Raw genomic sequence first — 14,230 nt, 5'->3', positions numbered from 1 at the left:
GACCCAGCGCACCCCACAGACCCAGCGCACCCCACAGACCCAGCGCACCCCACAGACCCAGCGCACCCCACAGAGCCGGCGCACCCAGCTCCGCCAGGCACCCCTACGCACCCGACACCGCCCGGCAAGACCAAACCGAGCCCCGACCCCGAGGCCAAGACCGGTCACTACTGGACCGTGCGGCTGACCCGCCCACCGGGCGCGTCGACCGGTCTGAAGGCTTTCATCTCGATGGCCGAAGCCGAAATACAAACCGCGGTAGACCTTATGGGCCGTGGCACGACCAAGCCGCCGCCCAATGTGGACGACCTGTTGAAGCCGGTCATCTACGAAAGCCTCGGCCAGAGCATGACCGCCGAGCAGTACGAGGCGGCGCTGTCCAAGGTCGAGACCACGCAGACCGCGCTGCTGACCATGGACAAAAAGGTGATGAAGACCGCGATCGTGATCTCGGCCGAGAACGATCGAACACTGCGCGACATCAAGACCACGGTCAAGGACCTGAATATCAAACTCGCCGCCGTCGGGTCCGGAAAGTTGAAGCCCGCACAGGAAGTGGCACTCATGAAAGCCATTGCCGCCGCGGTGGAGGATGTCTACGAGAAGGTCACCACCGTCGCCGACAAGAATGCGGATCTCGCCGGTGATTCCGGCGACTCCGGTTCCGGTAAGGGCGGCTCCGGTGGTGGCGGCGGGGGCGACTCCGGCGCTGGCGGATTGGCCTCGATGGTGCAGGGGCTCGCATCGATTCTGCCGATGATGGCGATGGCGGCCGCGCCGATTGCCCAAGAGTTGTTGCAGCAGCACGACGATAAGGACAAGGACAAAGACAAACCCGCCGAGGGCGGGCAGCAGCCCCAGAACGGACAACCACCGCAGGACGCACCGCCCGGTGCCGCCCCCGTGCCGGGCGGTCCCGCCCCGACACCAGCCCCGGGACAGCCCGCGGCCCCCGGGGCCCCCGCACCGGCGGATCCGAACGCGCCCGCATCGGCTGCGCCCGCATCGAACGCACCTGTGGTTCCGGCCCGCGCGAATGTCCGGCGCTCGACCACTCGGCCACCCGGAACGACTCCGAACGCGGCGAATGCGGAAGAGGTCGCCGATACCGAAGAGACGGACGAGTCCGATACGGCTGTTGTAGAGGCATAGTCGTCGAATCGGCCCGGCCACCGGTTATCCGGACGGCCGGGCCGATGCACGTCTCGGCGGGTGCGTTCATACATCCGCGTCTGTTATTCCGCCAGATCCGCAATGCGCACCTTCAGCGGCGCCGGATCCGCATGTTCGGTGTTCGTCGCCAATGGCAGCGTCCTGGTTCGGCGGCGCGTGGCGCTACCCGGCACCTAATGCCCGGCGAATCAGCTGTGGCCGATGCCTACTAGTGCCGCGTCCAAATACCTTCTGCCGAATGGAGAATTTCGCCGAGCGTCGTCAAATGGTGGTCGCCCACGCCACATTCGACGGCCATATCACTACGCTCGGCGAGCAGCGATCAGGTCGCGGCGGGTGCCGCCACGGTGGGCGGTGCCGCGGGTGCGGTCGGCGGTGCCGTCACCGCCCCGGGCGCGGCGGGAGTGCTCGCCTGCTGGATACCAGTGCCATTCACGTCGGCGCCGCTGGGATGGAGAAAACCGGCGAAGGCGCCGTAACCACTCGGCGGCTGGTGGGTGTCGAGCTTGACGAGCTCTCCGTTGACGATGATGTGCGGTTCCTGGCCTTGCATGACCACCAGCGCGGACCGATTATTCGTGAACTCCACGACGTCGCCGGTGTGCAGCTCCGAGCTGCCGACCGTTGTCCACTGGCTACCCGGATATGCGGCCTTTCCGTTGCTGCCGTTCGGATTGTTGAATTCCTGGTTCACCGCTTGGGCAACTGAGGAGGTCACCTTCTGATTGGAACCGTCGGGCAGCCTCATATCGACCATGGCACCACCCCCGACAATGGCTGGCGGGGTCGTCGCCGTGGCGGAGACCACGCCGGTCTGCGTCATCGACAGCGGGTTGGCGGCCGCGGCCTGCGCCGCCTGCACGGTCTGCGCCGCGCGCTCGTCACCCGTCCGGTACCGGTCACGGTTGCGGGAACCGTGTTCGGAGTCCCGACTGTGGTCCTTGCTCTTGTCCTTGGTCAGGCTCTGCAGCAGATTCATCATCTGCATCTGCTGCATCATGCTCGCGAACGAATTGCCCTGATTCGCGTTGGCGGCACCGCTGTTGGATCCACCGCCGCTGGATCCGCCGCTGGTCCTGTTGGCAGACGGTTTCGCCGTTGCCAAGATTTTATCTTTCGCCGCACTGATCATGGACAGGGCCGCGGCATTCGGATTGGCCGATCCGCCTGTTGTGGTGGTCTGCGCGGTGCCCGCCGTATCGTTGGCACCGCCCTTCTCGCCGCCGGTCAGCAGGTCTTTGAAACTGCCGCTCCAGTCGGTGGGAATCGCATTGTTTTCGGCATTGCTGTTGTTGTTATTATTGTTGTTGTCGTTATTACTATTATTATTGTTGTTATTTTTCTGTCCGGCGGCCACCCCGGCCTCGTACCCAGCCTTGTACCCGGCCTCCTTACCTTTCTTGTATTCGGGCGATTCCTTGCCTGCCTCATCTTCGTTTTCCGACATTTTCTGTTTCGCGTCGTCGACGATTTTGTCGACCGCCTGAACGGTCTTGTCGATCGTGTCGATCAGCCTGGTCTCGACGCCTGGAATAATGCGGGTTTGATGCTTGTCGTCGGACGGTACATGCGCCCAGGTATACGGCGAAACGCCTTCCGGCCTGTCGATGAGGACGGTCTCGACTTGCGTCTTGGGATCGACCGCGCGCAGCTGTCTATCGAGTTCTTCGTAATCGGTCATTATTTTTTTGAATGCAGCGCTGTTGACCTGCTCGGTATCCTTGGCGATCGACCGAATCTTCTCGTCCAGGTCTTTGAAGTGGACTTTGGTGCGAGTGTCGTAATCGAGATACGACTCGTTGTAGGACAGGGTCAGGGAGGAGGTGTTCTCCTTGTCGGCCAATCCGTGATTGTGCAGCCAGTCCCCGACATCCTTGGCCAATTCGGCCCGCCCCTTTGCAAAGCAGTCCACCTGCAGCTGCAGTGCCTTCTGCCCTTCGTCGATCGCTTTGCGCAATTTCAGCGTCTCCTCGGGCGGGTGGTACAGCAGTATCAGCTCCGCATGTGGGGTGTCGCCCGCCTCGCGCAGGACCTTGACCACCTCTTTGGTCTTGGGGTCGATGAGTTTGACACTGCCGTCTTTCTCGAGCTGGACGTCGTAAATCGCGTTCTTCAACAGGTCTGCGGCGTCGGATCCGGCATACCCCCACAGCTCATTGCCATTCGTCTTATTGGTGAGAATGAGCTTGTTGTCCTTGTCGAGCGTCAGCGTGTAATCACCGTTGGTGATCGAACTGCGCGCATTGCCGTCGGTGACATCCTTGGATCCCGGTGCAGCCAGCTTCTCCCCGGCCAGCAAGTGGTCGGCAGGGCGGTCCTTGACAGCAGGAAGCTTGTTCTCGTCGACAGGCTTCGGCGTCGGCGGATCGAAACCAGTGATCTTTTGATCAGATATCTTTCCGGAAGATTCTTTGGTGACGTGGGCATCTGTGCTGATCCTTGGATCGTCTTTGCTGATGTCATGCAGATTTCCATCCGCGTCGACGACTTTTCGATCATAGTATTGTATAGGCTTTTTTTCTTTACCGTCGTAATAGAACAGCCCCATTTTATCGGGCTGCTCCATGTAGTAGTAGCCTTTTTTATCTGGCCAGGCGTGTTCCCACTTGCCATTGATGTACTGCCAATACCCGCCGCTCATGGCACCTCTCACCCCTGCCGATTGATATCGGACGATACGACACGTTCATTCGGTTCCGCGCTGATCCGGCGCAGGTCGACGGGCCGTTCATATCGACCGCTTTCCGGCGCGCTCACCACCGTGCGTGCAGCCGCGAACACCGGATGCTCCACCACCTGCTCATGTGCGTACACCGCGTCGCGCACCTGCTGCCAGCCGGTGTCGCCCTCCAGCAGGAGCACCAATTCGGTGCACCGGCGTTGGAAGACGAGAGCACGCAGGGCATCGGCACCGTCAGCAACGCGCAGGTCGCCGACACCAACGTGGGCGACGTCGACCCGGCGGGTCAGCAGGCTCGCCGCGAGCAACTCGTCGGCGTCACGCAGTTCGTGCCACCACAGCGGTGGCACCTCCTGCCCGGCCTGCACAATCGCCAGAATCCGGTCCCGCAACCGCGCCATCTCGGCCGCCTCGACCGGAGCGGGCCCAGTGCGGGCCAGGCGCATGTGCGCGTCAGCGGCCAACTCCACACAGCGGTCGCGCAACTGCGCATCGGGCAGGGCTACAACGGGATCGAGGTCAGCGCCGGATCCGGTCAGCTCCAGCCGATCGACAGTGCCCGCATCGGGCATCCGCAGATCGATATCGCCCACGGGGGCGATCAGGCCCTCGGTCGCGACGTCGCCGAGTTGGGCACGCAGACGCGGATCGATCGGACCGGATGAAACCAACGCGGTGATCGCGGCGCCGGCCCTCGGCCCCCACACCCGGCCGAACTCCACCAACACCCGGGCCGGATCGGCGATCCCCTCCCAGACGGCGGACACCTGTCCGGTTCCGTTGTCGAGCATCTCGTCCCACAACCATGGGGTGGACACCTGACTCGGCAGGAACAGTCCCGCCGGGAGCCACCCACGGCCCTCGTTGGTGGTGATGAACACGCCCGCGCCGGACGGGCCGCGCAGTACCGCCACCGCCCACGACACACCGACCACGGTCGATTCCGTCGCGGCCAGCACGGCGGCAAGGAGAGTGCGCGCGATCCCCAGGTCGTCGTTCACCGGTTCGCTCACCACGCGTGAGGAGTCGGCAGCGTGTTCGGGGGCTGCGTGTGGAATCGGCGGCGCGGCGGCGGTTGAGGATCCGCTGTAGCTGGGCGGTGTGGTCGTCGCCGGCGCGCTGACCGGTGCGGACGGGCCGACACCAGGGCTGGGCGGACTACTCAGAGACGGCGCCGCCGTTACTGCCGGCGCAACCACAGCCGGCCGAGGCGGGGCGGCAGCGGCAGGTCCCGCCGCAGCGGCCGGGGGTGGCGGCGCAACACTTCCATTCGACGCCGGTGGCGCCGGAACGACGGGGACCGCCGGAACGCCGGGAACCGCGGGGATGAACGGAACGCCCGCAGCCGGCGGGGTGTCTTCAGTGGGGACATCCGGCGGCGGTGCGGCCGGACCAGAGTCCACTGGTCCGGGCCCTGCCGGGCCGGGCCCCGCCGGCCCCGGACCTGCCGGGCCGGGCCCATCGGGGGCAGGTCCGGCCGGACCCGGATCTACCGGGCTGGGCCACGCGGGACCAGGCCCCGCCGGACCAGGGCCGCCCGGTGGCGGCGAGGAGACATCTGGACCGAATTGCACCTGGCTGGTTTGCCGGGCGCCACGTTGGTCCCCCTCTTCGTACGAGGCGGCGGCCGCACGCAAATTCCGTGCCGCGCGTTCGTGTTCCCCGGCCATCGTGTTGCCCGCGCGCTCCCTGGCGTCGTAATAGCGCTCCATCGCCCGGTGCACCGGGGCGGCAATCGAACCGTAGTTGTGCAGAAATCCGCTCAGCCAGTCCTCGGGCCGTTTGGCCCAACGCCGGGTCCGGTCCGCGGCCTCCTCTTGTTCGGCGGCCAACCGACGCAACACGTCGGCGTTCATGTCCAAACGGTCCGGCATTTGTCAGACGATCCTTTCCTCTCCGCCTTTCCAACCTCCAGGAGTGCGCTGACGGCCTGGCCGCGCAATCTGTACCTTCTTCACCGATCCGTCACGGTTACTCCGGGGTGATGCGCGGTGCGAGGTCAACCGGCGGCGCGACTACCGCACCACTGGGCGGACCGGCGGTGACGGCCGGAGCCGAGACCGCGCCAGGGACGACCGCCGGGCGAGCGGGCCGGTCGACTTCCGCGGCGGAGACGGCGGCCGGAACCTCCACGAACTGTGGATGTTCCACGATCTGCTCATGCGCGTAGACGGCGTCGCGCAGGGTCTGCCGGGTCGGCTCATCCGCCAGCAGCAAGACCAATTCGTTGCACCGGCGCTCGAACACCATGGCGCGCAGATCCGATACCTCGCTGTCGAGGCGCAGTTCACCCAATCCGACCCGGCCGACATCGACCCGACGGGACAGCATTTCGGCGGCGAGCAGATCATCGGCGTCGCGCAGTTGGTCCCACAGTTGGCGCGGGACCGGCTGTCCGGCTTCGACCAACCGCAGGATCTGTTGCCGCACCGGACGCGAGGTAGCGGAGACCGGCGTCTGCACCGACCGCCCCACCCGCGCGTCGGCATCCACCGCCAGTTCCACGCAGCGCGCCCGCACTTGCGAATCCGCCACCTGCGCAACCTGTTCCAGCGCCGTGACGGAGCCGGTCAGGCCGAGCCGGTCGGCCGAGCCGGGATTGAACTCGCGCAGATCGACGTCGTAGGCGGGACCGACGAGCCCCTCCATCGCGACATCGCTGAGCTGCGACCGCAGGCCCGGATCGATCGGTCCGGAGGACACCAGCGCCGACAGCCGCGCATTGGCCTTGGGTCCCCAGGACAGCCCGAATTCCACCAGCACGCGTGCCGGATCGGAGACGCCTTCCCATGGCGATCCGGCGCCGTCACTGCCGAGCAGCTCATCCCATAGCCACGGCGTGGACACCTCCCTCGGCAGGAAGACCCCGGCGGGCAACCACCCACGGCCCTCGTTCGAGGTGATGAACACACCCGTGCCCGCTGGGCCGCGCATCACCGCCACCGCCCATGCGGTGCCCATCGCCGATTCGGCGGCCGCCAGGACACTGCTCAGCAGGGTCCGGGCGAGCACCAGATCGTCGTTCACCGCATCGCCGACCACGTAGGCGGGTTCGGCCTCCTTCTCCTTGTTCGCGGCGACCGCCGCCGCGAACGGCGTCTGCATCGGCACCGGCATCGGCATCCCATCGGCCGTCGGGCCAGCAGGCGGCGGCGCGGACTGACCGTCCGACGACCCGCTGTACACCGGTCCGGCACCGGGGCCGGGCCCGAACGGACCGGGGGTCACCGATCCGGGCGGCGGCACTACGCCGCTGCCGACGGGCGCTGTCGTCGAAGACGAGGTGGCGCCGCTGCCGACCGCCGAACTCGTCGCATCGGTCGAACCGGGCGGCAGCACCGAACCGGCCGGACCGCCGTGCGCGGCCGCGGCGGCGGTATCGGGCGCCGTGCCGTTGGGACCCACTTGGATCGACGGAGTTTCGGAGGTGGGTCCACCGCCGGGCCCGCCGGGACCACCACCGGGTCCACCGGGCTGGGGTGTGAACGGACCAGGGCCGCTCGGACCCGACGGAGGGCCGGAAGGACCACCACCGGGCGGCGGCGACTGCAGGTGACTGATGTCCTGCCCGTCCCGGAGAAGGTGCGAGGCCATCTCGTGGTCTGCGGCCTCGTAGGCGTCCGCCGACTCGCGCAGCGACCTCGCGGTGTATTCGTGTTCGGCGGCGAGGGCATTACCGGCACGCTCGCGGGCCGCGTAATACCGCACCAGCGCCTCGTGAACCGGAGCCGCGATCGAGCCATACGTCGACGGGAACGCCGCCAGCCAGTCGACCGGCTGCTTCGACCATGCGCGAGTGTCGATGGCGACCTGGTCGTGTTGGAGGGCCAACTGCCGCAGCACCTGAGGGTCTATCTCCATCTGGGGCATGCCGTTCTCAGTCCTTTCCCTCCACCGACCTCCCCATTGTCGATCCTTCCCATCATTGGGGACTGCTCGAGCGGATCTGGCGGCATGGCGGGTCGCGGAATTCGCAAGTGCGCATGGCCGCGTTGCGCACCGAATCGGACCGGCCCGGATTGATCACGAATATTCGTGGCTACGGCTACCGGTGGCGGCCGGATCCGTACGAGGCTGCGGCCGCGGCGAATATGCTGCGCGCGGTCTAGGTTTCGGCCTCGGTATCCACGAGCTGGGCACCGGTTCGATCGGCCGTCGGATTGCTCGCGTCGATGCGCGTCCGGATATCGCGCAGACTGCTCGCTTCCTCGACGATATCGGATAGCGCTGCCGCGCCATCGAATTCGGCGGTGATCGGGGCGAGTAGCGCCTCGCTCTGCTGTTGCGCCGACAGTGCCGCCGCCTGTGCGGTTTCGGTGATGGATCGCCCGAGGTCCTCAGGGGTGCGGCGCAGCGCGGCCGCGGTCAGCGTTACCTCGGCGAGCACACCGCGTGCGTCCACCGTCACCTGCACCAGCTGGTCCGGTGAACCCGCTTGCACGCGTAAGGTTTCCAACTGCCGACGGACGGCGTTCAGCTGGGTCTGATGCTGTTCGAAGGTGTCGAGGATATGGTCCACCTGATTGCGCAGTCCATGGTTGGCCGAGCGCAGACCATCTTCTTCCCACCGGTCCATGCGGATCTCCTTCCTACTGCGTCGGTCCTGCGGAGATGGCAGAGCGTCGCCGTTCCCCCGCGGGGGGAGGGGTTTGCGCGAAGAGCGGATGGTCCACCAGTTGACCGTGCGCGTACATCGCATCGCGCAGGCGCTGGCGGCTCGACTCCTCGGCGAGCAACAACACCAGTTCATTGCAGCGCCGTTCGAAGACCATCGATCGCAGTGTGGCCGCGTCGGAGCGACCGTCGGAGTGTTCGGATCGCAACTCCCCCAGCGCCACTCGCGAAACATCGGCACGCAGCGTCAGCATGGACGCCGCGAGCAGATCATCGACGTCGCGCAGCTCGTCCCACCACTGCTGCACCACCGCCGTACCACGCCGGATCGCGACCAGAATCCGCTCGCGCAGCTGCGGCGCGCCCAGCGATGCCGCCGCACCCACCTGCGACTTCCCGAGTCGCACATGCGCATCCGACGCCAGCTCGCTGCAGCGGCCGAAGATCTGCGCAACGGGCACCCCGGAGACGCGCTCCAGCATCTGCGGCGCGGCCACCAGACCCAACCGATCCACCAGACCCGCGCCCGGCGATCCGAGATCCATCGCGGTCGAGGCCGCCACCTCACCCGCCATCGGCACATCCCCCAACTGTCTACCCAACTCGGGGTCGATCGGTTGCGAGGAGGCCAGCGCCGACAGCCGGGCACCGGATTTGCGACCCCACGCCAAGCCGAATTCGACCAACACCCGCGCCGGGTCCGCGATGCCTTCCCATGCGGCGCCCTCGGATTCGGACCACTGCCACGGTGTCGATATCTCGCGCGGCAGGAAGAGCCCGGCGGGAATCCAGCCGCGCCCCTCATTCGATGTCACGAAGGCGCTCACCCCGCCGGTGTGGCGCAGAATCGATACCGCCCACGACAACGCCACCGTCGACGGACCGACGGCCGCCAACACTCCGCCGAGAATGGTGCGTGCCAGTACCAGGTCGCCATCGACGCGTTCGCCGAGCACGAAAGCCGGTGCGGCCGCCGATAACATCGCCGCCCCGACCGCATCGCGGATCAGCTCATCGCTGCCACCGGTATCGCCACGACCGGTATTCGGCCGGGCCGTTTCGGATTCGGTATTTCGCTGCGGCACTGGCAGTTTGGGCGGTGTGGGCGAGGTGCCACCCGAATTGCCCGATGCCGCAACGACTTTCGGCGGACCGGCCGCCGCCGACCTCGAATCTGTGACCGGAGTCCGCGAATCCGGCACGGCACCGCGCCCATCGGACATCGAGACGGGCTGGCGAGTCTGCGACGAGGGTGCGGACACCGCCGAGCCGGTGGGCGCGGATGCCGACGAGATCGGACCCGCCGCCGCGGCGGTCGGTGCCGGGGCCGCGGCAGCACCACCCATGAACATCGGGGGCGCGAACGGTGACTGACCGTCCGAGACCGCGTCGGCCGCAATGGTTTGCGCCGATGGCGACGCGGTGTCGGACGAACCACCCGCCCCGCGTGCGCTCGACACATGCGCACTCGCGTCGCTCGTCGCACCGCCATCGGCCGGATCGGTCGACGCGTGGCCGGTGGACATGCGGGGCGAACCCCCCGCCGTCGACGCCTCGTGCCCCGCACCCGACGTGGCGGTGGGCGAATAGTTCACGGGGGCAACGCCGTCGGTGGACGAAGCAGGAGCCGGTCCGTGCACTGTGGCGGTCGGTGCCACGACGGTCGGCCCCGGCGTCGGCCGAGGATCGCGCACATGCTCCGGTTCGGTTCCGACCGGAGCCGGACCGGTCGGCTCCGGCAACATGGGGCCCAGATGCGGATCCGGATCCAGTGGTGGGGGCAGACCCGGCAGCGGCGCATCGGGACGATGAACTCCCGGATGCCGCGCGTCGGGACGGTGCTCGCCCGGATAGTGCTCGCCCGGATGGTGCTGCGCGCCCGGATGATGGCCATCGGGTCGGTGCCTGCGGCCCGGCGCGCCTTGATCACCGGAAGGTCCGGCCTCCCACGGACCCGGCTGCCCCAGCTCATCGGCGATCCGTTGCAGCCAGGGCAGACCGGTCGGGCTTATGTTCTGCAGCGCGCTGCGCACGACATCCTCGACCTCAGCCTTCGCCTCGGCGACGAAGTGGTCGATTCGCCGCTGAATCCGCACCTGGCGCTCCTCGGCATCCTCCTGGTCAGCGCCGTCCTGACCGTCGTCGTTGCCGGCCTTGGACACGGCCTCGATCTGGCGAGTGGCCCGCTCGACGATGTTGAGAATATGGTCCCTGGTCCGGCGGACCACATCGGCGAATTCCCGGAAGGTGTCGGCCGCGGCGTTCAGCGCGTCGGCGAAAGCCCGTGGATGCCATTGCTGGGCCCGCATCTGGTCCTTGATGGACTGCAGACCGACACTCGCCCGCACGGTGTCCTCGAAGCCGCGCCGCGCTCGGTCGAGGCTGTCGAGGTCGAGGGCGTCAGCCCCGTCGCGTGCCGTCGTCTCCAGTGCGTTCCAGTCGCCTGGTGAGATCACCGGCCAGTTCTTACCGACAATGTCTTCCCAGTAGGGACTTTCGCGCTCCGGGTGCATCCGGCGGTCAGATCGATTCTGCGGATCGGTCGATCTGCAGCGCACCGGCGATATCGCCGCCGCTGATCGCGTCGACGATCTCCTTGGCATCGACCAGGGTCGACTCGGCCTTACGACCGCTGGCGGCCAGTGCGTGCAGGACGGTGGTCTTGAGCCAGTCCAGCTTTTGGGCGTGTCCCTGATCGAGCGGCGACTCGGGAGACCGCGGCAGCACCAGTTCGCCGACCGTCCCCCCGACGCTGGCGACGAACGCACCAGCCGTACCGGCGTAGTGGCCGACCGCCGCGATCACGTCGTTCGGCGCATCCATATCCAGATTGCTCATATCGAAATTCCTGTTCCGAAGATGTGCGGGGTGTGGCGTCAGGAATTCCGACCGAATTCGGTTTCTTCCATGACCCGATAGGACGCTTCGGTGGGCAGATCGAACGAATCGATGGTGTACGGACGAGTGCCGTTGTGCTCCATCTCGGCACGCAGTCCAACTCGCGACTTCAGATGCGCCAGGCGGGCCAGGCGAACGATCTCGGCCGCCAGCCAGGTATCGCCGTTATCGCGGGCGTCATCGGTGATGTGCAGGCCGACGACCTCACCGGAACGATCGCAGGCCACACCCACGGAGTGGTCCGGGTTGAACACCTCGTAGAGCATCTTGCGCCAGTCCGGGCCCGCCTCGCGGTCCTCGGCATCGAAGTCGTCCACGTCGGTCGAGTGCATATCTGTCCTAGTCATCCGATTCCTCCAGCCGCGCGGAAAGTACGGTCCACACGGCATCGTCGATGCTCAATACCTGGCGCAACTGCCAGAACCGGGCGCCCAGATACATCTCACCGGTGCCGTCCGGCGCGATATCGAGATGATCGGGTCCTTCCACGGTCGGGTTGAGGGTGACGGTGGTGACCGGCGGACGCTGGTCATCGACATTCAGCACCGTCGCGCCGCCGCCCGGAATGAACTGATGCCGACAGCGCGGACTTGTCGCGATCGCGAGATCGCCGCTGTTGGTGCTGATGGTGACCTCCGGATTGAGCAACAGCTGTGTCGCCCAGGCCCGCGCCGCGGTTTCGGGACGGTCGGCGTTGATCGCGATGGCGTGGGTGATCGCGAGATCGACGACGAGCACCGAATCCGAAGTGGTGACACCGACGATCACCAAACGTTTGGGCGTACCGGACGGATACGGCAGATCATCGGCGGCCAGCGTGATCACATCCGATCCGACGCCGACCCCGGTCGCCGGATGCGCGCCGACGCTGCCGGTGGCGACGTCGATGGTGTAGGCGGCAATGGGATTGGGGACGCGTCCACCGACTCCGGCCAAGCGCACCAGGCCCTCATCGTGCAGCCACCGAATGGTGGCCGCGATGGTGACCTCGCCGGTCTCGGTCATACCTTCTGCTCCGATTCGGCCCCGGCCGAATCCGCCGAATCCGAATCCGCCGAATCCGGCCAGGAGTCGGTGTCCATGATGTTCTCGTACTGACGTGCCGCGTCCGCGGTGCTCTCCCGAATGGCGGCCATGATCTCGGTGACCAGATCCGGGCTCTCGAACCGGTCGACGGTCCCCGGGGCAAGGTAGAGGCCGGTCAGCTTGCCCATCGCGTCGACCTCGGGCACGACCGCGCCGCTCGGCGAGGGCCGCCGTGCGCGGATGCCGTCGATCCGCTCGCGCAGATCGGCGATCCGGTGCCTGAGGTTGCGGGCGGCGTCGAGGGCCGCCTGCACGTCGGGGTGGATATCACTCATGCGGTGCCTCCGGAATTGGTCGGTGCCTGGTGTTGGGACGGCGTCGGCGATGTGACGGTCGGGGCGATCGTCGGCCGCTCACCGATCACGGCCTCGGTGTGGGGTGTGTCGTCGACGTACATCAGGCGATCGGGATGCCAGGCCACCACACGGCTGCGGTCACTGCCGCCACCCGCGCCACCGCCCGCTCCCGGCGACATCGGCATATACGGCATGTATGGCGAGCCACCGGCCGCGGTCCCGGCGCGCGCACCGGCCGACGAGGTCTGCAGCGGTTCGATCACCGATGTCCTCGGCAGTGGGCTGGCCGCCGTGCCCGACGTCGCGACCACCGGCATCGATCCCACCCGAACCGTCGGGCTCGCGGCGGACCCGACTGCGCTGATCGGTACACCGGCACCACCTCCGCCACCGCCACCGAAGCCGCCGGCCCCACCCGGATAGCCGTAATCGCCACCGAGGTCTTCGAGCATCCCCGGGTCGATCTCCAGGTCGTCTCCGGAGTCGGATTTCGCCGAGGACAGACCGGTGGCGCCCGAGGCCAACGCGCTCATCAACGCGGGCAGCATCTGCATCATCGCGCTGGAGTCGCCGCTGTTGCCGGAGCCGGAACCGGAGCCGGAATCCGAACCCGAGCCGGAATCGTCGCCGGAGCCGGAGCCCGAACCGGTCTTCGAGTTGACGGCGGCGGTGTAGCCGGTGATCGCCTCGAGTGAGCGCGCGTTCTGTTCCTGAAACTTGGCCAGCGCCTTGGTTATCGCGAGTTCGTTCTTGGACCGCATCGCCTGGATGAGCTCCTTGCGCGCGGCGATGATCTCCTCCGGCGTGGGATGTTTGGCCTTCACCTCTTGGAATGCGTTGTGGTAGGTGTCGATGCCGTCGGCCAAGTTCCCGAAGCCGGTGCCGAGCTGATCGAGCCAGCCGCGATGCTGGCCGAGTTTGTCGGCCGCCGCGCTGCCGACCGGTGTCCAGCTCTGCATCGTCATCCCGGCCTGATCGAGACCGGCGGCAGCCTGGATATGGGAATCGGCGAGAAATTTGCGGACCGAATTCGCGAATCCGGCGGCCGGGCCCGGCCCCGGCCCGGTGCGCAGCTGATACGCGAAGTCCAACGGATCGACCGAACCACCCGGCGTGGGCAACGAGAAATTCGGCAGCTGTCGCGGGCCGAACAGTTGCATATCAGGCACCGGATTGTTGGCCAGCTCCGCACCCGAACCGTTGATCGCGCGCGCGCCTTCGTCATCGGCCTTGCTGTAATCGACTGCCGCGGAGCCGATGTGGTGCGCGGTCCGCTGTATCTCATTCAGCAGGCCGAGCGTTCCATTGATCAGATTCGCCGCGTCCGCGTTGAGCTGGGGTACCCGCTGCGCGGAGATCGGATCGGTGCCCGCGGGCACCACCCAGCCCTTCGGCAGCGCCGCCCCGGTGCCGCGCGCCAACTCGGCGAGCGCCCCTGCCGCACGGACGAGCTCACCCAAATCGACATTCAGCACCACGACTG

Annotated in this window: 11 protein-coding genes and 1 pseudogene; 2 read left to right on the top strand and 10 right to left on the bottom strand. The window is 67.0% G+C overall.

The window, feature by feature from the left end:
• A pseudogene (locus ACHQ4I_RS09205) lies at nucleotides 1-1,152 on the top strand (hypothetical protein); the annotation flags it as partial.
• A 343-nt stretch (nucleotides 1,153-1,495) separates the two neighbouring features.
• Here ACHQ4I_RS09205 and ACHQ4I_RS09200 read toward each other — a convergent pair.
• The 3 genes from ACHQ4I_RS09200 to ACHQ4I_RS09190 form a co-directional block, all read right to left on the bottom strand.
• Nucleotides 1,496-3,814, bottom strand: coding sequence for a hypothetical protein (locus ACHQ4I_RS09200; RefSeq protein ID WP_420771245.1), 2,319 nt, complete (start codon nucleotides 3,812-3,814; stop codon nucleotides 1,496-1,498).
• An 8-nt stretch (nucleotides 3,815-3,822) separates the two neighbouring features.
• Entirely contained in the window at nucleotides 3,823-5,727 is a 1,905-nt protein-coding gene (locus ACHQ4I_RS09195; protein WP_420771246.1) for a type VII secretion target, read from the bottom strand.
• 97 nt (nucleotides 5,728-5,824) lie between these two features.
• On the bottom strand, nucleotides 5,825-7,723 hold the full coding sequence (locus tag ACHQ4I_RS09190; protein WP_420771247.1) for a type VII secretion target: 1,899 nt from the start codon (nucleotides 7,721-7,723) through the stop codon (nucleotides 5,825-5,827).
• A 107-nt stretch (nucleotides 7,724-7,830) separates the two neighbouring features.
• Here ACHQ4I_RS09190 and ACHQ4I_RS09185 point away from each other — a divergent pair, with 107 nt between their 5' ends.
• Nucleotides 7,831-7,962, top strand: coding sequence for a hypothetical protein (locus tag ACHQ4I_RS09185; protein ID WP_420771248.1), 132 nt, complete (start codon nucleotides 7,831-7,833; stop codon nucleotides 7,960-7,962).
• Here the strand turns inward: ACHQ4I_RS09185 and ACHQ4I_RS09180 are convergent.
• The 7 genes from ACHQ4I_RS09180 to ACHQ4I_RS09150 are packed head-to-tail and all read right to left on the bottom strand — an operon-like array spanning nucleotide 7,959 to nucleotide 14,225.
• On the bottom strand, nucleotides 7,959-8,429 hold the full coding sequence (locus ACHQ4I_RS09180) for a YbaB/EbfC family nucleoid-associated protein (protein WP_420771249.1): 471 nt from the start codon (nucleotides 8,427-8,429) through the stop codon (nucleotides 7,959-7,961). The genes ACHQ4I_RS09185 and ACHQ4I_RS09180 overlap by 4 nt on opposite strands.
• Before the next feature lie 13 nt (nucleotides 8,430-8,442).
• A complete protein-coding gene (locus ACHQ4I_RS09175) occupies nucleotides 8,443-10,980 on the bottom strand; it encodes a hypothetical protein (protein WP_420771250.1) in 2,538 nt (845 codons plus the stop codon).
• Nucleotides 10,981-10,987: 7 nt separating this feature from the next.
• Complete coding sequence (locus tag ACHQ4I_RS09170) at nucleotides 10,988-11,305, bottom strand: hypothetical protein (RefSeq protein WP_420771251.1); 318 nt, start codon at nucleotides 11,303-11,305, stop codon at nucleotides 10,988-10,990.
• A gap of 38 nt (nucleotides 11,306-11,343) precedes the next feature.
• On the bottom strand, nucleotides 11,344-11,712 hold the full coding sequence (locus tag ACHQ4I_RS09165) for a hypothetical protein (protein WP_420771252.1): 369 nt from the start codon (nucleotides 11,710-11,712) through the stop codon (nucleotides 11,344-11,346).
• Nucleotides 11,705-12,370, bottom strand: coding sequence for a hypothetical protein (locus ACHQ4I_RS09160; RefSeq protein ID WP_420771253.1), 666 nt, complete (start codon nucleotides 12,368-12,370; stop codon nucleotides 11,705-11,707). The genes ACHQ4I_RS09165 and ACHQ4I_RS09160 overlap by 8 nt, the downstream gene beginning before the upstream one ends.
• Entirely contained in the window at nucleotides 12,367-12,726 is a 360-nt protein-coding gene (locus ACHQ4I_RS09155) for a hypothetical protein (protein WP_420771254.1), read from the bottom strand. Before ACHQ4I_RS09155 ends, ACHQ4I_RS09160 begins: the two co-directional genes overlap by 4 nt.
• Entirely contained in the window at nucleotides 12,723-14,225 is a 1,503-nt protein-coding gene (locus ACHQ4I_RS09150) for a PPE domain-containing protein (protein WP_420771255.1), read from the bottom strand. The genes ACHQ4I_RS09155 and ACHQ4I_RS09150 overlap by 4 nt, the downstream gene beginning before the upstream one ends.
• Between the last annotated feature and the right edge of the window lie 5 nt (nucleotides 14,226-14,230).

The organism is Nocardia nepalensis (assembly GCF_048910785.1).
In the GTDB taxonomy this organism is placed as follows: Bacteria; Actinomycetota; Actinomycetes; order Mycobacteriales; family Mycobacteriaceae; genus Nocardia; species Nocardia nepalensis.
Note: the sequence above shows the minus strand (reverse complement) of the source record. Positions and strands in the feature narration are given on the sequence as shown.